The organism is Nonomuraea sp. NPDC050643, assembly GCF_040654715.1.
GTDB lineage: Bacteria > Actinomycetota > Actinomycetes > Streptosporangiales > Streptosporangiaceae > Nonomuraea.
Genome location: NZ_JBFAIM010000043.1, coordinates 1 through 20,775 on the forward strand (window position 1 = coordinate 1; position 20,775 = coordinate 20,775).

At 66.5% G+C, this 20,775-nt stretch carries 21 protein-coding genes and 3 pseudogenes; 7 read left to right on the forward strand and 17 right to left on the reverse strand.

From position 1 onward, the window contains the following. Positions 1–86: 86 nt before the first annotated feature. Positions 87–311 (forward strand): annotated as a pseudogene (locus tag AB0I15_RS41320) (integrase core domain-containing protein); the annotation flags it as partial. A 340-nt stretch (positions 312–651) separates the two neighbouring features. Then, positions 652–3,099, forward strand: coding sequence for a hypothetical protein (locus AB0I15_RS41325; protein ID WP_358108687.1), 2,448 nt, complete (start codon positions 652–654; stop codon positions 3,097–3,099). A 704-nt stretch (positions 3,100–3,803) separates the two neighbouring features. Here the strand turns inward: AB0I15_RS41325 and AB0I15_RS41330 are convergent. The 4 genes from AB0I15_RS41330 to AB0I15_RS41345 all read right to left on the reverse strand — a co-directional run bounded on the left by AB0I15_RS41330 (position 3,804) and on the right by AB0I15_RS41345 (position 6,333). Beyond that, the gene (locus tag AB0I15_RS41330; RefSeq protein WP_358108690.1) at positions 3,804–4,490 is read right to left on the reverse strand and encodes an integrase core domain-containing protein; all 687 of its coding nucleotides are present in this window, start codon (positions 4,488–4,490) and stop codon (positions 3,804–3,806) included. Beyond that, complete coding sequence (locus AB0I15_RS41335) at positions 4,487–5,011, reverse strand: helix-turn-helix domain-containing protein (protein ID WP_358108693.1); 525 nt, start codon at positions 5,009–5,011, stop codon at positions 4,487–4,489. The genes AB0I15_RS41330 and AB0I15_RS41335 overlap by 4 nt, the downstream gene beginning before the upstream one ends. A 117-nt stretch (positions 5,012–5,128) precedes the next feature. After that, entirely contained in the window at positions 5,129–6,124 is a 996-nt protein-coding gene (locus tag AB0I15_RS41340) for a tyrosine-type recombinase/integrase (RefSeq protein WP_358108696.1), read from the reverse strand. After that, positions 6,121–6,333 (reverse strand): hypothetical protein, encoded by a 213-nt coding sequence (locus tag AB0I15_RS41345; protein ID WP_358108699.1) that lies wholly within the window; start codon positions 6,331–6,333, stop codon positions 6,121–6,123. The genes AB0I15_RS41340 and AB0I15_RS41345 overlap by 4 nt, the downstream gene beginning before the upstream one ends. A gap of 409 nt (positions 6,334–6,742) precedes the next feature. Between AB0I15_RS41345 and AB0I15_RS41350 the strand changes: the two genes are divergently transcribed. The 3 genes and pseudogenes from AB0I15_RS41350 (at position 6,743) to AB0I15_RS41360 (ending at position 8,815) form a co-directional block, all read left to right on the forward strand. Then, on the forward strand, positions 6,743–7,207 hold the full coding sequence (locus tag AB0I15_RS41350) for a UTRA domain-containing protein (RefSeq protein ID WP_358108702.1): 465 nt from the start codon (positions 6,743–6,745) through the stop codon (positions 7,205–7,207). An 80-nt stretch (positions 7,208–7,287) separates the two neighbouring features. Next, positions 7,288–7,626 (forward strand): annotated as a pseudogene (gene cutA / locus AB0I15_RS41355) (divalent cation tolerance protein CutA); the annotation flags it as partial. A gap of 76 nt (positions 7,627–7,702) precedes the next feature. Further along, positions 7,703–8,815, forward strand: coding sequence for a hypothetical protein (locus tag AB0I15_RS41360; protein ID WP_358109004.1), 1,113 nt, complete (start codon positions 7,703–7,705; stop codon positions 8,813–8,815). Here the strand turns inward: AB0I15_RS41360 and AB0I15_RS41365 are convergent. From AB0I15_RS41365 to AB0I15_RS41405, 9 genes and pseudogenes are all read right to left on the reverse strand, one after another. Beyond that, a complete protein-coding gene (locus tag AB0I15_RS41365) occupies positions 8,812–9,162 on the reverse strand; it encodes a 5-formyltetrahydrofolate cyclo-ligase (protein WP_358108705.1) in 351 nt (116 codons plus the stop codon). The genes AB0I15_RS41360 and AB0I15_RS41365 overlap by 4 nt on opposite strands. 4 nt (positions 9,163–9,166) lie before the next feature. After that, positions 9,167–9,535, reverse strand: coding sequence for a hypothetical protein (locus tag AB0I15_RS41370; RefSeq protein ID WP_358108708.1), 369 nt, complete (start codon positions 9,533–9,535; stop codon positions 9,167–9,169). 12 nt (positions 9,536–9,547) lie between these two features. Continuing rightward, on the reverse strand, positions 9,548–9,709 hold the full coding sequence (locus tag AB0I15_RS41375; RefSeq protein ID WP_358108711.1) for a hypothetical protein: 162 nt from the start codon (positions 9,707–9,709) through the stop codon (positions 9,548–9,550). Between the two features lie 117 nt (positions 9,710–9,826). Then, on the reverse strand, positions 9,827–10,222 hold the full coding sequence (locus AB0I15_RS41380) for a hypothetical protein (protein WP_358108714.1): 396 nt from the start codon (positions 10,220–10,222) through the stop codon (positions 9,827–9,829). Positions 10,223–10,251: 29 nt separating this feature from the next. Then, positions 10,252–11,094 (reverse strand): annotated as a pseudogene (locus tag AB0I15_RS41385) (ISAzo13 family transposase); the annotation flags it as partial. A 546-nt stretch (positions 11,095–11,640) separates the two neighbouring features. Continuing rightward, a complete protein-coding gene (locus AB0I15_RS41390; RefSeq protein WP_358108717.1) occupies positions 11,641–12,090 on the reverse strand; it encodes a hypothetical protein in 450 nt (149 codons plus the stop codon). A gap of 138 nt (positions 12,091–12,228) precedes the next feature. After that, positions 12,229–12,801: a hypothetical protein gene (locus AB0I15_RS41395; RefSeq protein ID WP_358108720.1), complete on the reverse strand. Its 573-nt coding sequence runs from the start codon at positions 12,799–12,801 to the stop codon at positions 12,229–12,231. Further along, a complete protein-coding gene (locus AB0I15_RS41400) occupies positions 12,791–13,366 on the reverse strand; it encodes an NAD(P)H-dependent oxidoreductase (protein ID WP_358108723.1) in 576 nt (191 codons plus the stop codon). Before AB0I15_RS41400 ends, AB0I15_RS41395 begins: the two co-directional genes overlap by 11 nt. Beyond that, positions 13,363–14,022: a dihydrofolate reductase family protein gene (locus tag AB0I15_RS41405; protein WP_358108726.1), complete on the reverse strand. Its 660-nt coding sequence runs from the start codon at positions 14,020–14,022 to the stop codon at positions 13,363–13,365. Before AB0I15_RS41405 ends, AB0I15_RS41400 begins: the two co-directional genes overlap by 4 nt. A 117-nt stretch (positions 14,023–14,139) precedes the next feature. On the opposite strand from AB0I15_RS41405, the gene AB0I15_RS41410 reads away from it, so the two are divergent. Then, complete coding sequence (locus AB0I15_RS41410; RefSeq protein WP_358108729.1) at positions 14,140–15,003, forward strand: LysR family transcriptional regulator; 864 nt, start codon at positions 14,140–14,142, stop codon at positions 15,001–15,003. Positions 15,004–15,098: 95 nt separating this feature from the next. On the opposite strand, the gene AB0I15_RS41415 is transcribed toward AB0I15_RS41410, so the two are convergent. The 4 genes from AB0I15_RS41415 to AB0I15_RS41430 all read right to left on the reverse strand — a co-directional run bounded on the left by AB0I15_RS41415 (position 15,099) and on the right by AB0I15_RS41430 (position 17,594). After that, positions 15,099–16,013, reverse strand: coding sequence for a M23 family metallopeptidase (locus AB0I15_RS41415; RefSeq protein WP_358108732.1), 915 nt, complete (start codon positions 16,011–16,013; stop codon positions 15,099–15,101). 132 nt (positions 16,014–16,145) lie between these two features. Next, positions 16,146–16,400 (reverse strand): hypothetical protein, encoded by a 255-nt coding sequence (locus AB0I15_RS41420; protein WP_358108735.1) that lies wholly within the window; start codon positions 16,398–16,400, stop codon positions 16,146–16,148. A gap of 183 nt (positions 16,401–16,583) precedes the next feature. Further along, positions 16,584–17,138, reverse strand: coding sequence for a DUF4352 domain-containing protein (locus tag AB0I15_RS41425; RefSeq protein WP_358108738.1), 555 nt, complete (start codon positions 17,136–17,138; stop codon positions 16,584–16,586). 90 nt (positions 17,139–17,228) lie between these two features. Further along, entirely contained in the window at positions 17,229–17,594 is a 366-nt protein-coding gene (locus tag AB0I15_RS41430) for a YciI family protein (protein WP_358108740.1), read from the reverse strand. A gap of 141 nt (positions 17,595–17,735) precedes the next feature. Here AB0I15_RS41430 and AB0I15_RS41435 point away from each other — a divergent pair, with 141 nt between their 5' ends. Then, positions 17,736–20,774 (forward strand): GH92 family glycosyl hydrolase, encoded by a 3,039-nt coding sequence (locus AB0I15_RS41435; protein WP_358108743.1) that lies wholly within the window; start codon positions 17,736–17,738, stop codon positions 20,772–20,774. The last annotated feature ends 1 nt before the right edge of the window (position 20,775 follow it).

Consider the following 20,775-nt stretch of genomic DNA (forward strand, 5'->3'; position numbering starts at 1 on the left):
CACCTGCCCGGCCAGCGGATGGAACGGATGAGTGACCCTCACCAGACCATCTTCAGAGTCGTGAACCTGAGGAGTTGACGGATCGAGATAACGCCCTGGCCGAGAGCACCATCGGGCTGTACAAGACCGAACTGATCCACCGCCACGGCCCGTGGAAGGGCCTGGACGACGTCGAACTCGCCACCATGGAATGGGTCGACTGGTACAACAACCGCCGCATCCACAGCGCCTGCCAAGACCTTCCACCCGCCGAATACGAAGCCCTCTACCGAACAGAGATCAACTCAGCTACTCTCGCCCCAGCCAGGTAACCCGGTCTCCAACAAACCCGGCGCGGTTCAGTGAGGGCTTGTTCGTCCTTGTTGTCGTCAACGTTGCCGTCACCTCTCGATGCACCATGGCCAATCTTGCTCTTCGTATGCCACGCTGAATGCCATGGCGAGTACTCCACCGCCGCAACCCTGGAACTCCCGCCCCCTCGACCATGGACGACCACCCGCCACGATGTGGCGATCCTCGTGCCGTTTTGGGCGGTGGCATGGCCACCGCGGCTGGGGCTGACCGGTGAGTCCCTTATAGGTGCGTACCTGACCTCAGCCTGATGTATCTTCAGGGAATTCGCCAGCAATCGTTACGATTGGAGGGGCACGGATGACCCAAACTAATGATTTGTCCCCTCCAGATGACTGGAGCCTGCCGGAACAACGGCTATGGACCGCATTCCGTCGAGGCGCGCAACTCGATCTCGAAGGACCGAGTCCTGTCACTGGATCTCCCGGCAACGAATATTGGGGGCTAGAAAGAATCATTCGTGCCGAAGTCATTGCCCATCTGCTCATGCATGGCCCCCCGCAACTGCCCGGTAGCCCTGCCAGGCTCATCCTCAAGGGAGCGCGGGTATCCGGCTGGCTCGACGTTGGATGTGGCGAGTTGGAGTCGTTCCTCTTCCTGGGGTGCGCCTTCGACCGAACCCTCAACCTAAGCGACGCAAATACGCAGTTCATTGGCTTCACAGACTGCCTGCTACCAGGGTTGAATGCGGAACGGGTGACGTGCTCGGGGCCTATGTTTTTGGACGGCAGCCGGGTTCTCGGTCCCATCCACCTGGGTGACGCCGAAATAGGCGGGGACCTTGTACTCAAGAACGCGACGATCGACGCCGGGGAAGCCAAGCTAGCTATCAGACTTAACGGCACGCACGTCGCCAGCGATCTCAACCTCCACGGCGCCAACATCACCGGTTGGGTGAGGATGGACTCCGCGCGGATTGACGGCGACCTACTATTGACTGGCGCCAGACTTGCCGCACCAGGCAACTGGGCTCTCGCCGCACCTGCGCTTGTAGTCGGCGGCTCCATCATCGGAAGCACAGGCGTGCAGGTGACGGGCGGCGTGTTGTTAGCAGGCGCCACGATTGGCGACAGCGTGCTGCTGGATAGGTTGGAGGTATCGCGACCACTAGAGACCGCACTCAGTTTTGACCACTGCCGCGTCGCAATGAGATTTCGTAGCGACGACGCTCGAATTCGCGGCGCGGTGCAACTTCACCACATGGTAGTCGGCTGCAACATCAGCTTGAAGCGCAGCATAATTAGCGATCTCAAGAAGGACGATGACGCCATTCGCGCCGACCACCTAGAAGTCGAAGGGTCCGCGCTATTTAATGACGTCGACCTTGCTTCCTCCTTGTACATGCACGGTGCACGAATTGCGTGTAATCTCATGATCGTGCGTGCCAAATTGTCCGCCTCGGACAAGCGGTCAGCGTTAGATGCCAATGGGGCGAACATCGGCAACAGTTTCTCAGCCGCAAACTGCACCTCCGATGGTGCGGTAACCCTGACCGCTATTCATATCGACGGCAATGCTGACTTCTACAACGCCACCATCAGCAATGGCTCGGCCACTGCCCTTGACCTGCGCCGCGCTGTTATCAAGGGATCCCTGGCAACTACCGGCTCGTTCGTCGCTACAGGATCGGTCCAGCTAACGAACGCCGCCGTCGGAGTCAATCTCAGGATGACCGATGCAAAGCTGACAAACCCGCGCGGCATAGCCCTGGGCGCCTCTGGGCTGCAGCTTACTGGTGACCTCATCGCCGACCGCTGCACCGTGGAAGGGCTGATCGACCTGGCTGGCAGCCTGCTCGACGGCGACCTGCGCTTCGTCGACGCTACCCTGAACGGCCTGAGCGCCGACGAGTCGTCGCGCGGCACTGTGGTAGATGCCAAGGGCGAGTGGCGTGGCCTGGCCCTGCGGTGCACAGGAGCGCGGATAGCTGGCGACATCGACTTGCGAGGGGCCCAACTGAAGCGAGGGCTGGTGATGGACAGCGTGACCGTCGGGCGCACTGTCCGCCTCGAATGCACTCACCTAGCCACCGATGGACCGTTAGCGCTACGGGCGGATGGGCTCACCGCCGGGACGCTCGTGCTGAGACCCGCCCTACAGCCGGTCCACGCCTTCTCGCTGGCGTCGGCAAGCGTTCAAGAATTGGCCGATGGGGCCACCTCGTGGCCTGCGGCGGCACCCATCAACATTTCCGGCTTCAACTACGAGCGCCTCGACTCTGACCTTTCTGCAGCCGAGCGCCTGATGTGGCTCAAACGCGCCACTCCCACATACGCGTCAGGGCCGTACGAGGAACTTGCCGCCTGCCTTGACCTGGCTGGCCAAGACGATGACGCTCGCACGATACGCCTAGCTTCAATCCGGCGGGCGCACCAATCGAAGAACCTGATGATCAGACTGTGGGGCAGCCTGCAAGACGCAGTGATTGGGTACGGTTATGCGCCGGGCCGGGCGCTTGCTGTCTTCGCGCTATTGCTGATGGGAGCGGGCCTTTGGTTCACCTTCGGGGCACCCGATTGTCTTCCAACAAGCCCTGGGCTGTGCCCTGTTAAGGCCGACGAACATCCCACTTGGGATCCGTGGCTATACTCCCTCGACCTGCTGATACCACTGGTAGACCTCGGGCACGAGAAAGCTTGGGATCCGCTCGGAGTGTCGAAACTGGTCACCATGGTGCTCGTTATGAGCGGATGGGTGCTAGCTACCACCGTGATCGCTGCGGCCAGTCGAACACTCCGCCGCGCGTAAACCTGTAAGTCCGATTTAGATCCTAGTGGTGCGTCGTAGGGAACTTTAGGCGGTGGCCAGAGAGGGCGAGGCTAACCACGTTTCACAACGTCTGTGCACAGGAGTCGCCGTAGCTCGGTTGCTTACGGGACACGACCTTCAATGGCCAGTGCCCGCATGCTCAGCCGGCACAGAGAGTTGCACGCAATCCGGTGGGCCGCGGCTGAGGTGCGAAGCCCTGGGCCTTCGATCGCCCCAACCACGTACGGCGACCGTCCACGATGTGATGATCGTCGTGCTGAATTGGAGCGGCGGCGTGGCCCTGGTTGGCGAGTTCGTATGGGTACGGCGGGGCGGGCGGGCGTGCGGCGACGGCCAGGAGTCCTGCGCGCGCCGGGACCGGCCTCCAGGCCGCACGCTCGGCGCGCAGCGCCGCCGCCCCTTGATACCTGCAGGAACACTTCGGCAGTGCATTGCTGATCCCTGGTGTGATCACGCTGGGAGTCCGTCACCTGTCGTGAGGTCGGCTGAGTGACAGACTGCGTGACAATCGCCGTGGTCGATCACGAACGTTGGCGGACGGTCCCGCACTCTCACCGCAGGCCACAGGGCTGGCGCGACCCACTTGAATAGGTGTTCGAATTGCTTCGGGACGAAGAGGTCGTGGGTTTAAATCCCGCCACCCCGACAGGTGTGATGTCTCACGACATCGGAAACCCTCGAACCTACGGGTTCGGGGGTTTCGTCTTGTTGGGGTTTGCCTGAGGTTGGTAGTCGCGGGTGGGGTCGAGGATCAGCTCGCGCAGGAGTTCTCCGGTGATGGCGTTGGCGACGCGGATGTGCAGGTCGTCGATCAGCAGGATGACGTGGGTTCGGGCGTGGGTTCGTCCGATGCCGATGTGGTGTAGCCGGCCGTTGACGCGCAGGGTGACCACGCCGGAGGGGTCGATGCGGTCGTGGCGGACGCGGGCGTGGGTGTCGGCGTCGCGGCTGCCGTCGGGCAAGGCCTTGGGCAAGGCGGTGTAGGCCGCTGCCGGGGTGGCGCGGTGCGGCAGGGACCGGTGCGGGCGGTGGTGGTTGTAGGCGTCGCAGAAACGGTTCAGGAGTGCTTGCAGGTCGGCAAGGGTGGCCGGCTGGTGGGGCTGGGCGCGTAGCCAGTTCTTCATGGTCTGCTGGAAGCGTTCGACCTTGCCGCAGGTGGTGGGGTGGTTGGGGGTGGAGTTCTTCTGGCGGACGTGCAGGCGGCGCAGGTCGTGTTCGAAGGCGTTGCGGCCGCCGCGGCCGCCGGCCAGCCGGGTGGTGAACACCATGCCGTTGTCGGTCAGGGTGGAGGCCGGCACGCCGTGGGCGGCAACGGCCTGACGGAAGGTGTCGCGGACGATCGGGCCGGTGACGCGGGCGTGTGCGGTCACCGACAGGGCGTAGCGGGAGGGTCGTCCAGCCAGGACAGGATCTCGGTGTCGGTGCCGTGAGCGAGGTGGTAGTGGGTGAAGTCGGCCTGCCAGGTCTCGTTCGGCTGCGCGGCTTGGAAGCGGATGTAGGACGAGCGGGGACGCTTCTTCGGCTCGGGCGTCACCAGCCCGTGCCGCATCAGATGGCGGCTGATCGTGGCCCGTGACACCGTCCGCCCGTGATGCTGGCGCAGGTGCCAGGCGATCGTGTCCGGGCCGGCATCCAGGCCCTGCTCGGCGAGGTCCTTGCGCAACCGGACGATCAACTCGACAGTGTCGGCGTCGATCGCGTTCGGCGAGGTGAGCGGCCGTCGCGACCGGGGCCCGAACGCCGCCTCGCCCTCGGCCCGGTAACGCGCGACGAGCTTGGACACCCAGCCCTTGGACACCCCGTACGCGCGGGCCACCTCTGCCTGAGACCGGCCTTCGACGACAACAGCGGTGATGACAACTCTGGCCTTGGACACACCGCCCACGCTCATGACAGCGGCGGTTGCCTATGTCCCGAGACACACGCTGTTGAAGTTTCCTATGTCTTGCGACATGGGTTTCCTATGTCCTGAACCAGCACACCGCCACCCCGACAGGCTCACTCGGACTCAACCCGTCGGCTTGTCGCCGAAGATTGTGTTCATGGTGTGGGCGCCCTTGGTGATCACCGGCTTGAGCTGGTGCCGGTAGACCGCCTCTGTGACGCTGGTGCCAGCGTGACCGACGAGATCGGCGATGGTCTCGATGGGTACGCCCTGGTCGCTCATGATGGAGACGAACGAGTGACGCAGTTCGCGGGGCGTCCAGTCGGTTCCGATTCCCGCGTTTTTGGTGATGTTCCGGAACGCTCGCCGTACATTCGCCGCGTCGAGCGGAGTGCCGACGTTCGTGCAGAACACCAGGTTGTGATCTTGCCAAGCCTCGCCCGCCTTGAGCTTGTGGGCGGCCTGGCGGGTGTGGTGTTGCCGGAGTGCCTCAGCGGCGAGCTTGGGCAGTTCCAGCGTTCGGCGTGACTTGCGGGTCTTGGTGTCACCTCCTACTCGGTCGGCTCGCCACACGTAGATGGCGAACCTCTTGTGCTTGAACCCTGCCTCGGTCACCGGATGCCACACCTTGAGGCCGCCGGTCTTGACCATGCCCTGTCCCAGGACGAGGTCCCCGTCGCGCGGTTCCCGAACGCGGAAACACAGCCGGACATCCATCTGGGAGCGGACCGCACTCTTGCCCATCGCGTCCTTGGAGGGGCGCTGGGTGGCAGCGATCAGATTGACCGCCGGCGCGCGGCCCCGACTTGCGATCGAGTCGGCATAGTCGATCGCGCGTGGCGCCTCGCTGGCCAACTCGGCGTACTCGTCGACCACGATGATCAGCGCGGGCCGCTCTGGCGACGGCTCCCACACACGTGCGCTACGCCTGGTGAGGTCATCGGCCCGTCCGTCGAGGATCACCACGGCATCGCCCAGCAAGGCCTCTGCCTCCTGTGGGGTGGTGGCCAACCGATCGATGCACGATGCCCACGGCTGTAACTCCATGCCGCGCTTGAGGTCGATCGCCCACAGGATCACGTCCTGGCAAGCGGTCAGCTCCCCGAGCAGGACGTTCACTCCGCCGGACTTGCCCGCCCCGGACATGCCCGCGAACAGCCCATGCCGCCGCAGCAGGGAACGCGGACTGGACTGCCGTCCTCGAACAGCCCCAGCTTGACGGGCTGGGTGATCGAGGTGATGGACGGACCTGCCCAGGCGATGGCATCGGCGTGCGGGTCAGTTTCGATCACTCGAATGTCGGCGCGGTTGGCCTGCTTGGTGGCCACTGGCCGAGCCCCAGCCCGAGCCGGAAGCGATAGCCCCACAGGTCCACGATCGCGGACTGAACGCGAGATCCAGCCAGACCGGCCGCTTTGGCGATGTCGGGCCAGGCGGCCAGGGTGCGTTCGACGCGGACGTGGGCGCGGCACCGGCGGTGCGCCCACCAAGGCACCGCCAGCAATACCCCGCCGATCAGCAGGATCGCCGGTAGCGGCGGTGTGAAGGGACCGTTGGGAGCGGCGGCGGTCAGCCACCCGCCCGCGCCGTGGTGATCGCCGCGTAGCCGCGTTCGATCGGTCGGGTCAGGTTGACCCAGCGTCCCCACACGAGCAGCGCCAGCTCCACGGCAGCGGTCACGCCCCCGCTCATGCCGAGAGGCGGGGCATCGCGCACGCCTCAGATGGCTACCACGACGTGAGCGAGCTGACATGGCGCGACGCCGACAAGCCGTCATATGTACGGCTCAACGCCACACTCGCGCATGCCGAACTCCTCGGAATCCCTGCGGGTGAGCCGATGCTGGTTCGTTCGGTACTGCAAGTGAGCGACGACATCCGACGCTTTCACCGCACGTACGTTCCCTTCAGCGTCGCAACCACCACGCCATGGGCCGAGGATGCCGTCTTGCCAGCCCCACCCGACATCTACGCACACTTCGCCGGCACCACGTCGCGGCTCCACTGGCGGGAACACGTCCGCGCTCGCATGCCCCTCCCCGATGAGGCAGAGTCGCTGCACGCCATACCTGGAACGCCCGTCCTCCAGATCACTCGTCTGATGTCGAGCAAGGATAGGCCCCTGCTCATGGAGGAGTTCATCGGCCTGGGAGAAGCACTGGAGGTCTTCTACGATCTCCCGATCACGAAACCCTCCCGTTAAGACGTCCCGGTGAGTAGGGTGAGGCGTCATGGCGGAATTCATCGAGGTCCGCGTAAGCGTGGAGGGGGCGCGAGGCGGCCACCCAGTTGGCTCACGGCATTCTCGAAGCCGGGCTTGCTGCATTCGTCGAGATTTCCGAGGTGACCAGGGTCATACGCTGGGATGTCGGCATTGAAGAAGCCGCGCTCTGGCGACTCGCGATCGTCACCACTGAAACCACCTATCCTGCCCTGCGTAAACACATCCTGGACAGCCAGGAAGACGAGAATCCGCCCCATCACGACCCCACCTGTGGAGGCGGGGGCCGAAAGCTACCTCGAATGGCTCCGGACGGAGAACCAGCGCCCCTGAACCGGGGTGCCTGCGATCCGTGGAAGTCGGGAGCCAGCCTCTTCCTGTCGCGTCGGCACAGTGGCTAGTCTGATCCCGACCGATGATCAACGTGGATACGAGGTACGTGCGGTGGGCGCCAGGTCCCTAGTCGTTGCTGCGGGTGTGCTGTTAGCCGTTGGTTCGCTGAACCTGCCAGCGGAAAGCGCGGTATCCAGGGCCGTACTCTCTGCAGGTCCTTCGTCTTCGGCCGACATCCCTCCCCTGGGCACTCAGATCGGTGACCCTCTGAAGGGGCACACGAGTTCTGTACTGGCATTGGCCGTCGGCAAGCGTAGTGACGGCACGCCAATCGTCGTCTCCGGCAGTTTCGACAAAACCATCCGCATCTGGAACTTGGATACCGGAAAGCCCATCGGAAAACCGCTGAAGGGACATCGCCAGGAGGTTTACAGCCTCGCGATCAGTAAGCGCAGTGACGGCACCCCGGTCATCATCTCCGGCGGCGGAGAGGACAGCACCGTACGGATCTGGAACCTGGACACCGGGAAACCTCTCGGCAAGCCCATCGTGTCCGAACGCGACATCATGTGGGGAGTGGCGACGGAGAAACTCCGAGATGGCACCCCCGTCGTCGCTGCCACCGCAGGAGGAATCAGATCCGTCGTCGGCCTGTGGAACCTGAACACAGGCAAACACATCAAGAGATCCTTCACCGAGGTCTTCACCACAACCACAGACCTGGCGACCGGAAAGCGCGGCGATGGCACGCCCGTCGTCGTCACCGCCAACACCGAGGGCCGGACACGCATCTGGAGCCTGGAGACCGGAAGGCCGCTCACTAAGTCGCTCTTCAGTTGTGACCAGTGCCAGGCCCGAGCCTTGGCGGTTGGGAAGCGCCGCGACGGCACACCCGTCGCCATCTCCGCGAACACCGACTTTCCCCTGCCGGATGAAGACACACCGGACGGCAAGATCTGGACGTACAACCTGAACACCGGAAAGCCGATTGGGAAGTCCATCAGGATCCCAGCCACCCAGTTCGCGGACCTGGCCGTGGGGCGACGCGGTGATGGTTCCCCTGCCATCGTCTACGGCGATGTCTCCGGCAACGTGTCCGTGTGGGATCTGGACACCGGAGCGGCAGCGGGAGAGCCATTCGCCGCGCATTCCGGCACGATCTACGCTGTGTCGGCAGGCAAACGCAGTGACGGGACTCCTGTCGTGATTACCGGCGGGAGTGACAAGACGATACGAATCTGGAGCCTGGGGCCTTAGTTCAGGTGATTCTTCGCTCGCGCGCCCAGGATCGGGATCGCCCTGATCTTCTCGGCGGGCATGCTCTCCCAGATCAGACCGGAGGGGCGCCGCGATCGCGGGCATTGGATGATGTCGTTCTCAGTGACGATGAAGTCCACCCGAAAATCGTGGTTGCCCTCAGGTAGAGGCTCGTCGATCACTTGCAATGAGTGCACCGTGGTCACGATCACGGTCTCATCGGTCACGAGCCCGTCCTCGATCAACAGGGCTACCTCGATGTCGGAGTAGCCGGCCCCCTTGCCGAGCCGTACGCCCTGATGATTGACCGCTACTGTGCCGCACACCACCAGGTCGATAAGGCGCATCTCCTCAATCCCCACACGCGGACCAGCCTGGGCGGCGACACTGCTCGATGCCCGCTTGAGCAGGCGGAAGACGGGTTTCGGCGGGGTCGATCAGGTAGAATCGCTCGATCGTGGCGATCTTCGGGACAGCCATATAAAGGATCTTGCCTTCGGCCAGCGCCCGTGCGCGGACTGGGAGCTGGGCGGTGTCGGGGTTGGCCTTCACCGTTCGAGCTGAGCGCCACACATCCATAGAGGCGAGCAGTTCGGCCGCGCGGTCCGAGCCGACGAAATCAGGGATGTACCCCTGGGCGTCCGCGGTCGAGACCTGAGCCTCGATCAGTGCGGACCAGATACGTTCCCGGACTGCGTTCTTGGCAGCATCAAGACTCATGCTCCAAGTGCATCACGTCGTCATCAGCCCGAACAGGCGGTCACTGATCTCCTGCACCCATGGTTCGTGCCGCCACGGCGCCAGCTCACGGCCCGCGGAGAACGCGATGTTGAGCCCACCTCCGCCGCGCGTGGCCTCGATCAGGTCGATCGCCTCATGCAGCGTGCTGCACACCTCCTCCAACTTGCCTTGCCTGATGTAGGCGGCGTGAGATTGCCCAACACGATGGACTGGGACTTCTTCCACTGCACCAGCGTGCGGGCCGTGCCTGAGAGGATCCGTTCGGCCTTGTCATTCACGCCGAGGAACAGGTAGCACGATCCGGCAAGGCGCCCGAATTGGGAGGGCGAGAAAGCCTTCCTCGGGATCCTTTGTGCCGTACAAGGCGATGAATCCTTTGCGTAGGTGAGCGTGGGCTTCCAACACCGGATCACGAATCTCGCGTGCGGCCTCTATCGCCTGATCGAAATACTGCACCGCGACGACATGATCATGCCGCTGGGATGCGTCCCAGACCAGTTGCCCCATCAACGTGGCAGACTCGGCAGCGGAGATCGAAAGCTCGCGGCGGATGCGCCCCCTCGGCGCATGCGATCGCAGCAACGTCACTTGATTGTGTGCTTGAGCAGCACCGGCCAGTAGTGACGCAGACGGCGCACGGTCGTATTCGGTGTTGAGCCGTTTCACTTCCTGAGCGAGATGGGCGACCGTGACCAGGTGCGATAGCCGTTGGCGCCGCCGGCATCGGCGGTGATCAGCAACCGGGTGGCACGCGGGTAAGCGGCACTGCCCTGGGCGTGCCACCAGCGGCGGATGGAGGCGACAGCGAACGCGGCGGTGTCGTGATCGGTGCCGACGTTCACCCAGCCGCTGTCGGCCGCGATGTCGTAGATGCCGTACGGGATCGCCTTGCCCTCGGCGGAGTCGGCGAAGTCGTAGACGTTGACCGGCACCGGTTCACCTTTCGGCCGCCATTGCCGCCCGGCGTTCTTGAACGGCCCGATCAGTTCCTTCTTCTTGGTGTCTACGCTGATCACCGGCTGTCCGGCGTCCCGATATTCACGGACCTGCTCGTTGAGATGGGTGAACTGCGCGTCGCGGTCCTGGTGCTGGGCACCCTCCAGCGTCTTGGCGTTGGCCTGCAGGCTGAACCCCTCGCCACGCAGGATGCCCGCGACGGTGTCGGCCGATACCTGGTGTCCCTGCCGGATGAGCTCACCGGCCAGCTTGCGCGTGGACTTGGTCGTCCAGCGCAGCGGCGAGGTCGGATCCCCGCGCTCATCCGGCTCCACCAGGGCCAGCAGCGCCACCCGCAACTCCGGGTCGGTCTCGACCAGCCGTTTGCGGCTCCCGCCCGGGCGACGTACCCGTTCCGACGGCTCACCCCACGCATCCAACTCGTTCATGCCCCGCGACACGGTGGCTTCCCGCATACCCGCGGCCAGGGCCACCGCCCGGATCCCGCCCCGCCCCAACGCACGAGCCCCGGCACCCAGCAACAGCCGACGCTGCTGCTCATCCAAATGCGGCAAGATCACCGCGAGCTTGCCCGCCAGCATCTCCACGGTCTCCGCCGACACGCTCACACCAGAGCATCGGCAGCGAAGCCGAAACGCTACAAGTTATTTCTCGGCAAGTCCTAAGCGTCCCGGGCCGCCGACGGTCGTCGGCCGACCACGGTGACGTCGATGAGCTCCTCCTCACGCGTGCTCGTACTCCCAGCACCCGGCGGGCCGCTGCTGGTTGGCCGGTGGACGGGCGTCAGGGCGGTGCTGGACAGTCACGCCCGCTCGGTCCCCATACGCCGCAGCGCCTCCAGCAACGGACCCGCCGGATCGCAGCCGAGCAGGGTGCGAGCAGGGTGAAGGTCTCGGGCGGAGGGACGGGCTCGGGGTCTGCGAAGAGCCCGTCGATGTTGTGGCACACGCCCAGCGTCACGTCCGGCTCATCACGAGTGACCTTAATGTCTGGAGAACCGATGGGCATGGCTGAGCGGTACCGGCACGTCGCGACCGTCTTGGCCCGGACGAGTTCACCTTCGACCCGAAAGGCGGGCGGCACGGGGCAGCGCCTGAATGCAGGTGACGCGGCCCGGATGCCGGTTCTCAGATGCGGTGGGTGATGCACACGGCCGGGCTGCCACCCAGGATGTTGTTCTTCTCGCAGGCCTGGAACGTGTGGTCAGCGCGGTACCGGTAGGCGACGCTGAAGGTCGTCTTCTTGCCGTTGATCGACGTCCACTTGGATACCTCCGCGTCGCTGGCGCGATTGTGGACCTTGATCCAGAGGTTGTCGCCGCTCATGTCCGAGTCGATGTCGGTGATCCGCGCCCAGATCCATCCCTTGCCCCCGTACCTGCCGTAGCGGAGCTGGAGGGTGTAGCCGCCGAAGTCCTTCTTCACCAGCGTGCTCACCTGCGTGGCCTGGGTCGGCGCTTCCACCGACCACGAGCCCGCCGCGGACGCCGGAGCGGCTCCGAAGATGGAAGCCGCCACGAGCGACGCACTGAGAATGGATACGGCTTTCAAGCTGCGGATATATCTGAAGGATGCCATGGTGGCCCTTTCTTGCGAACGGCGCTGAAATTTCGCCGCCAAGGCTACGAAGGGCCGGTATGTCTGCGGTATAGCGCGTCACTGAGCCGGTGCCGGGCCGTCACCGGACGCGGTCCGAATCGCCGGCCGGACCGGGCTTCAGGGCAGATCTTCGGGGTTGTCCCAGCCGGAGACGAACCAGTGGGCCTCGCCGGTGGCGGGGTCGTACGATCGCCGTCTGATCGTGGCGATGTTGCCGCCGTAGACGTGGATCCCGATGGTGGGTTCGCTGCCGACGGCCGCGACGGCATGGACGTCGTCGTCGGTGGTGCAGCAGACGGTCACCTGCCCCGGCGTCCACCGTGCCTCGCCGGCCGGCGTCAGTGGCGTGTTCGCGGTGGACGCCGTCGGCTTGAGGTAGCGGGTCTCGTGTTCTACTCCCGCGTAGATGCCGACGACGCCCCACGTCTGGTGCGAGTGCACGTTGGTCTGCTGGCCCACGTCCCAGACCACGGACGCCATCGACCAGCTTTCGTCGGGAGCGATGTAGAGCGGATACGTCATGTGACGCGCGGACGATGCTCGCGTGACCTCCGGCGGGAGCCGGTAGCCGCCGGCCAGCAGGGCGGACAGCCGCTCGGCGATCCGCGCCGTGATCTCGTGCTCGTCGTCGGTGCCGCTCACCACGAGTGCCACCTCGTCGATGAAGGTACGCAGGCGATCAGGCTCCACAGTGCTCTCCTCTGCGCAGTGCCCGCAGCGCGGTGCTCCAAGCGATGACCTGGTCCAGCAGGGTGGTGAGGGTGTCCTTGTGGCGTCTCGCCGGGTGGAAGGCCGTGAAGTCCTCGAAATCGGTGAACAGCGACAGCTCCACCTGCGCGCTGACGTGGGCGACCTGCAGGCAGCTCATCACCAGCCGCAGGTGCTCGATGGCGCGGGCGCCGCCGGCGGTGCCATAGCCGACGAACCCGACTGCCTTGTTGGTCCATTCGGCGTAGAGATAGTCGATCGCGTTCTTCAGCGGGCCGGGTGCCGAGTGGTTGTACTCGGGGGTCACGAACACGTAGGCGTCGTACGAGGCGATCTTCGCCGCCCACGTACGGGTGTGCGCCCGGGTGTACTGGCCCGTGATCGCCGGCATCGGCTCGTCCAGGGGCGGAAGCGCGAAGTCGGCCAGGTCCACCACCTCGAACCTGGCGTCGCCGCGCCTGACCGCAAGGTCATGGACCCAGCCGGCGACCGCCTCGCCCTTGCGTCCGGGGCGGGTGCTGCCGATGATGATCGCCACGTCGATCATGACGGAACACCCCGCAGGATCCGGTACCTGAGGTGGGTCACGCCGGGCCCCTCGACGGCCCGGACCTGCTCGAGTCGCACGTCCGCGCCCCCGAGATCGTCGAGGAGGCGGGAACCCCCGCCGAGCAGCACCGGAACGACGTGCAGTTCGAGCTCGTCCAGCAGTCCCGCTGCCAGGTACTGGCGAGCGACGTCGCCGCCGCCCCACAGCATGACGTCCTTGCCGCCGGCGGCCTTCTTCGCCCGTTCGAGCGCGGACTCGATGCCGTCGGTGACGAAGTGGTACGTGGTCCCTCCCTTCATCTCCACCGGCTCACGCGAGTGATGGGTGAGGACGAACACCGGGTAGTGGAAAGCCGGGTTGTCGCCCCACCAGCCCGTCCACCGCTCATCGCCCCAGGCGCCACCGCCGATGGGGCCGAACATGTTCCTGCCCATCACCCCGGCGCCGATGTTCTGGATCGACTCCTCGAACACCGGTGTGCTCGCGTTCACCTCGCCGCCCTGCTCACCGTGGGCCCCGCGAAAGGCGGCCAGCGGAACCACCCAGTCGTGGAGCCGATCGCCACCCACGCCGAGCGGGTTCTCCTCGCTCTGGTCCGGGCCGGCGACGAAACCGTCCAGCGAGATCGAGATGTGACACCTGAGCTTGCTCATCGTGCTCCCTCAGTCGGTTCGGCGCCAACGTCCGGCGCCCTCACCAGAGAGCATGGACGCATCAAGAGATGACGTCTAATGCCAATCCATCGCCCTTCATATTGATATCTTTGATGAATGCTGAACCTGGTCCATCTCAAGGTGCTGGCCGCGGTGGCGCGACATGAGTCCGTGACGGAGGCGGCGAGGGAGCTGCACTACTCGCAGCCGTCGGTGAGTCATCACCTGTCCCGCCTGGAGGCGGCCACCGGTGTCAAGCTCGTCCAGCGGGTGGGCCGTGGCATCCGCCTGACCCCCGAGGGGCGGCTGCTGGCCAACCGGGCCATCGAGATCGTGGGCCGGGTCGACGCGGCGACCAGCGAGCTGGCCGCGCAGGTCGGTCTGCGGACGGGGCGGGTCCGCCTGGCCGCCAACGCCTCGCCGCTGAGCACGATCGTGCCGAAGGCGGCCATGGCCCTGGACCAGGCGCATCCGGGACTCGAGCTGATCCTGATCGAGCGTCATCCGGTCGAGGCGCTGCAGATGCTGCGACAGGGCGAGATCGACGTCGCCCTCATCTTCCAGTACGCCCACGCCCCGGTCGAGGAAGAGGGATTCCGGCTCGTCCACATCGGCGACGACCCGATCCACCTCGTCAGCCGGCGACCCGACGACAGCATCGCCAACCATCGCCACTCCGCATGGATCGGCGGCTGCAAACGATGCCAGAACGAGCTGGTCACGCTGTGCCGGCAAGAGGGCTTCACCCCGCGCATCGCATCACTCAGCGACGACATGGTCGTGGTGCAAGCCCTCGTCGCCGCCGGCAAGGGCGTCACCACCCTGCCCGGCCTCGCGCTGCAAGCCCACCGCCGGCCCGACATCCACACCACCGAGCTCACCAACCACACCCGGCGGCTCTACGCCGCCACCTACGGCGACCCACCCGACCCGCCCGCCACCATCGCGCTGATCCAGGCCCTCCAGGACTCCGCCCGGTAGGGCCTCGGCTCTCCCGGGCAGGTCTGCACCACAGGCTGAAGGCCACCACCCCTGACGGAGTGGTGGCCTTCGAGACCATCAGCGGAGTCGCGCTCCTAGCCGCAGTGTTCGAACCCGCTGGTGTAGGTGCTGCTGCCGATCGAGCCGCCCCACTTGACGCACTGTCCGGCCGCGTCGCGCTTCACGGGTCCGGCGTAGTACTGGTAGCTGCCCGAGTCGGTGGTCCTGTTCTCCCCCTTCGGCTCCAGGAAGGCCGACGCCGCGGAGGACGAGTTGAGGTTCGTCGTCTTCAGCGTCGCGACGCAGTTGTAGCCGTTACCCGAGTTGTACAGCAGGTAGGTGCGACCACCGGTGAGGGCGGCCGAGTCGATGACCGCGTAGCCGCTGCCGCAGACCTCTTCGGCGGTGTTGGGGTTGCCGCCGCTGCCGCCGCAACCGTTGGTGCTCTTGAGAGCCTTCTTCTGGCCGACGGACACGGTCGTGCCCTCCACGGTCGGGCTGGTGTCCATCCCGCCGCCGGAGGTCCGCTGTTCGTAGTGCAGGTGGGGGGCGTTGGAGCCGCCCGTCGAGCCGACGGTCCCGATCTGGGTGCCCTGGCTGACGCTCATGGAGCTGCCGGCCGCCTTGACCTGGGTCGCGAGGTGCGCGTAGCGGGTGCGGCTCCCGTCGCTGTGACGGATCTCCACCCACCTGCCGTAGCTGGTGTTGCCCGCGTTGTAGAAGTACGCGGTGCCGGCGGCGGTGGCGCGGACGGGTTCACCGTTGATGGCGTCACTGCCATAGTTCTGCCAGTCGATCGAGCCCAACGGGTTGTGGTTGGGGCTGCCCGTCCAGTTGTTGGCGTTGAAGGTCTTGCCGCAGTTGAACGGGCTCTTGTGGGACACGGCCAGGGCGCCGGCGTTCTGGGCCGACGCGGCCTGGGGCGCCAGGGTCGCCACGAAGGCGGCCGACAGGGCGACAATGGCGAACTTGAGGGTCTTCGGCCAGGCCGGCCTGCTGGTCTCGGGCATGCTCACCTCTCTGAACAGGTGGTTACGGGGGACACGGTCGGCACGCCCAACTCCTCGATGCCGTTGAGCCCCGTGGCGACAGGGCTACTCTCGTGGCATGTTGATCCACTTCAACGGAGGAGGAGGCCGCTTTCAGGGAAGTGCGTGGTCCTGAAAGTTTTCTTCATCAATCTCTGCGAACATGAAATCTTGCGGCGCTCCAGGCTTGCTGCCGAACCGGCCAGTTCGCGGTGATCCGGTCACGATCTGGCGTCCAGGTGATTCCCGATGGAAGGTAGCCGAGGGCTGCATATCGCCCGCATATAACTTGTACAAACCGATGACCCGATTTGCGGCCTCTCCGCCCGTCACAGCGGTCGTGCGGGTGGCCGAGCTGATCGCGCCCACCGTACGCCTGCACGCCGCCTGGCTCGAGGCGCATGCCGAGGGGGGTCCCGGTGTTCATGAGGACGGGTTCGGGTTGCGGCCGGCCGACGAGGTCGGCTCGCCGGACGGGTTCGCGGCGTGGGTGGCGCGGCTGGACGGCGAGGCGGCGTGCACGTACCGGCGGATCGTCGAGCGCGGACGGGGTCAGCGCAGGGTGACCCTGATGCCGGTGGAGTCCGGTGTGGTGTGCAGTTCGATGCTGTCGGGGGTCACGTTTCTGGGCAGGTCGAAGGGGACGAACACGACAAGGCTGTCGCCGGGGTTGATGACCTTCTCGGAGGAGTCCCGCAGGTACGTCGCCGCCTTGGCCGACGTCGCGTACTCGCGGCCCCCCGCGTACAGCTTCTGGGCCGAGGCGCGGTAGGTCTCCGGCTCCTCCCCCGTGTTCAGCACCATCACGTGCACGAGCAGGAACCGCCCCTGCGCGGTGGTGCCGTTCTTGGCGTTGCCGACCTGCTCGCTCCACTGGAGTTTGACCACGGAGAACGACAGCGCGCCGTCCTCCGTGGCGATGCCGATGCCGACCTCCCGCGGCGTTCCCTGGGAGGTGGCCTCCTCGCCACCGAGGAATATCAGGGCCGCGGCGGCAATAAGCACGGCCACGGCCACGACGACGGAGAGGACGATGATCGTCTTTTTCCTGCCACGGCCCGCGTCGGCCGGGAGGTCGAGCCTGGGCGGGGAGCCGGGGTGCGCCATCGGGTCTCCGATCGACGGGGAAGACCAGAGCGTAGCCCCGGAGGCTCCTGATATCAGCGGTGTTGGCGGGATTGATATCTTCCCGCGCGATTACAAACGGTTGCCGGGGGCTTCGTGCGGTACGGGCCACAATTCGACCGCCCCGACCGAGGCGAACGGCACCTCGGCGGCGAGCTCCAGGGCGCGCCGTTCGTCGGCCACGTCGATCAGGTACCAGCTCGCCAGGTGCTCCTTGGACTCCAGGTACGGGCCGTCGGTCACGGCCGGGACGCCCCCGCGGACGCGTACGGTCCTGGCCTCCGCGGCGTCGGCGGTCCCGTACGCGCCGAGCAGTTCCCCGGTCTCGACGTATTTGCGGTTGAACGCGTCCTGCTCGTCGATCGCGCGCTGGGTGTCCTCGCCGGAGAACGACTCCCACAGCTCCTTGTTGCCGTAGATGATGATCATGTACTTCATGCTGGTCTCCTCGGGTGGTGACTCTCTGTCTACCCCTCGGTCGGAGCCGGCCCGGGGTCTTCGACATCCTCGCCGAAGATTTTCTCCCGCACTTACTTGCGCGTTCATGACCCGGTTAATCTGGAGCAGTGTGATCACGAGGTGCTCTCTCCCCGTTCGTGGCTCGCCGTCGCGACCCTAGGCGCCCTGCTCGGCACCTGCGTCGCGGTCCCGCCGGCCGCCGCCTCCCCACTGCCGACCGGCCCGAGCCTCTCGGCCGCTCCGAGCCGCCCGCCGGTGAAGGACGTCGACCCCGTACGCCACGTCGACCCGCTGATCGGCTCGGCCAACGGCGGCAACACCTATCCCGGCGCGGTCATGCCGTTCGGCATGATCTCGTGGAGCCCGACCAACACCGCGGGCGACCAGACCAACGCCGCGGGCGCCAACGGCTACTCCTACAACACCCCCCGTGTACGCGGCTTCGCGCTGACGCACGTCAACGGCGCCGGCTGCCATCCAGGAGCCGCGGGAGACGTGCCGATCATGCCGTTCGCCGGTGAGGTGACCTCGTCCCCGACGGCGGACACCACGGACAGGATCTTCGCGGCCGACTTCAGTCACGGCAACGAGCGAGCCGAGCCCGGCCGCTACACCGTCACGCTCAACTCCGGCGTCAAGACCGACCTGGCGGTCACCACCCGCGCGGGCGCGGGCGCGTTCACCTTCCCCAAGGGCGCCGCGGCCAACCTGCTGTTCCGGGTGTCCAACTCGCTCAACGGCAGCGAGGACGCCGAGATCACGATCGACCCGGCCACGCGTACCGTCTCCGGTTCGGTGCTGACCGGCGCGTTCTGCGGCCGGCGCGCCAACGGCGGCGTGAACAACCGCAAGAGCTACTACCGGCTGCACTTCGTGGCCTCGTTCGACCGCGCCTTCTCCGGCACCGGTACGTGGGTCGACGGCGAGCTGCGCCCCGGCACCACCACGGCGCGCGGCGGCGAGGGCTACGCCACCGGCGCCGACCGCGCGGGCCGCGGCTCCGGCGGTTACGTCAGCTTCGACACCACCACGGACGCCGACGTCGGCATGCGGGTCGGCATCTCCTACACCAGCCTGGCGGCGGCCAAGGAGAACCTGGCCCGCGAGCTGGCCCCGCGCGACACGGTCGAGTCCGTGGCCGCCAAGGCGCGCACGGCCTGGAACGACCGGATCCGCTCCGTCGAGGTGGCCGGCGGCTCCGCCGATCTGCTCACGACGTTCTACACCGCGATGTACCACGCCTACCTGCAGCCCAACGTCACCAGCGACGTCGCGGGCACCTACCTCGGCAGCGACCAGAAGGTGCACCGGCTGGAGAGCGGCCAGCAGGCCCAGTACGGCAACTTCTCCGGCTGGGACCAGTACCGCGCGCACACCCAGCTCCTCGCCCTGCTCGAACCCGAGGTCGCCGGCGACTACGCCCAGTCGCTGTACAACCTGGCGCGGCAGAACGGCGGTGTCTGGGACCGCTGGGTGCACGTCAACGGCCCCACCCACGTGATGACCGGCGACCCGTCGGCCCCGGCGCTGGCCGGCTTCTACTCGCTCGGCGTGCGCAACTTCGATGTGCGCGGCGCGTTCGAGTCGCTGGTGAGGCAGGCCACCGTGCCGCACCTGTCGGGCCTGTCCGACAAGGGCTGCCCGGGCCAGTGCGAGGGCCAGCGCCCGAACCTGGCCGAATATCTGCGGCTCAGGTACGCCCCCCAGGACACCTGCCACTGCTGGGGCGGCGCCGCCGAGACGCTGGAGGACGCGGCCGCCGACTTCGCCCTCGCGGACTGGGCCGACCGGCTCGGGGACGACGCGGAGCGCGACGCGCTGATGCCGCGGGCGAGCTGGTGGCGCAACACGTTCAACCCGTCGGCCGGGGCCGAGGGCGGTTACCAGCAGGCGCGCAAGGCCGACGGAAGCTGGCTGTGGCCGTTCTCGGCGACCTCGGACGCCGGTTTCGCCCAGGGCACGAGCGCGACCTACACGTGGATGGTCCAGCACGACGTGTCCGGCCTGGCCGCCGCGATGGGCGGCCGGCAGCGGGCCGCCGAGCGGCTCGACACGTTCTTCCACCGCCCCGACGGCTCCTGGGCGACCGGCGGCGACGGCTTCCGCTACGACCCGACGAACGAGCCGGGCATCCACGTCCCGTGGCTGTACAACGCACTCGGCCTGCCCTGGAAGACCCAGGAGACGGTACGCGCGATGGCGTCCCTGGTCTACCGGACCGGCCCCGGCGGCCTGCCCGGCAACGACGACCTCGGCACCATGTCCGCCTGGTACGTCTTCGCCGCCCTCGGCATGTACCCCCAGACGCCCAGCCGCGCCGAGATGCTCCTGTCCAGCCCGATGTTCCCGAAGGCGTGGATCAACCGGGGCAACGGCAGAACGATCACCGTGACGGCTCCGCAGGCCGCCCCGGAGGCGATCTACGTCCAGGACGTGCAGGTCGGCGGCAAGGCGTACACCCGCTCCTGGCTGCCGGAGTCGCTGCTCAACGAGGGCGGCGACGTCGTGGTGAACGTGGGCGCCACCGCGGACAAGTCGTGGGCCACCCAGGCCGCCGACCTGCCGGTGGACCACGTGCCCACCGCGTCGGAGCCGATCCCGAACCTGCCCGGGGCCTGCGTGCCGGTCGGCTCCTCCTGCGCCCAGCGCCTGCAGTACGACGTGGACGGCGTGGCCACCGCCGACGCCAAGTCCCAGGGCAACCTGGACGGCAAGGGCTGGAGTTTCCCGGCCGAGCAGCTTCCCGCGCCGGGGCCGCGCGACGGTCACCTGATCCCCGACACCAAGGGCACGGCGGGCAACTTCCACAGCCTGCGGGGCCAGCGCACCTACCTTGCCCTGGGCCGCTATCAGGCGCTCGACCTGCTGGTCACGGCCGTGAACGGGGACCAGCAGACCGAGCTCACGATCGCCTATGCCGACGGCACCACCTCCAAGGCGCCGCTGAAGGTGACCGACTGGGCGAGCACGTCCCCGCACTTCGGCGAGCAGGCCGCGCTCACCGCCGGCACCCGTTACAACGTCAACGGCACCGCGGACGGCCGCAAGGTGACGATCTGGCGCGTCTCCGTCCCGGTGGACCCGGCCCGGGAGGCGCTCTCGTTCACCAGCGGCGCGGCCCCCAACGTCAAGGTGTTCGCCCTCAGCTCCCGCCCGTAGA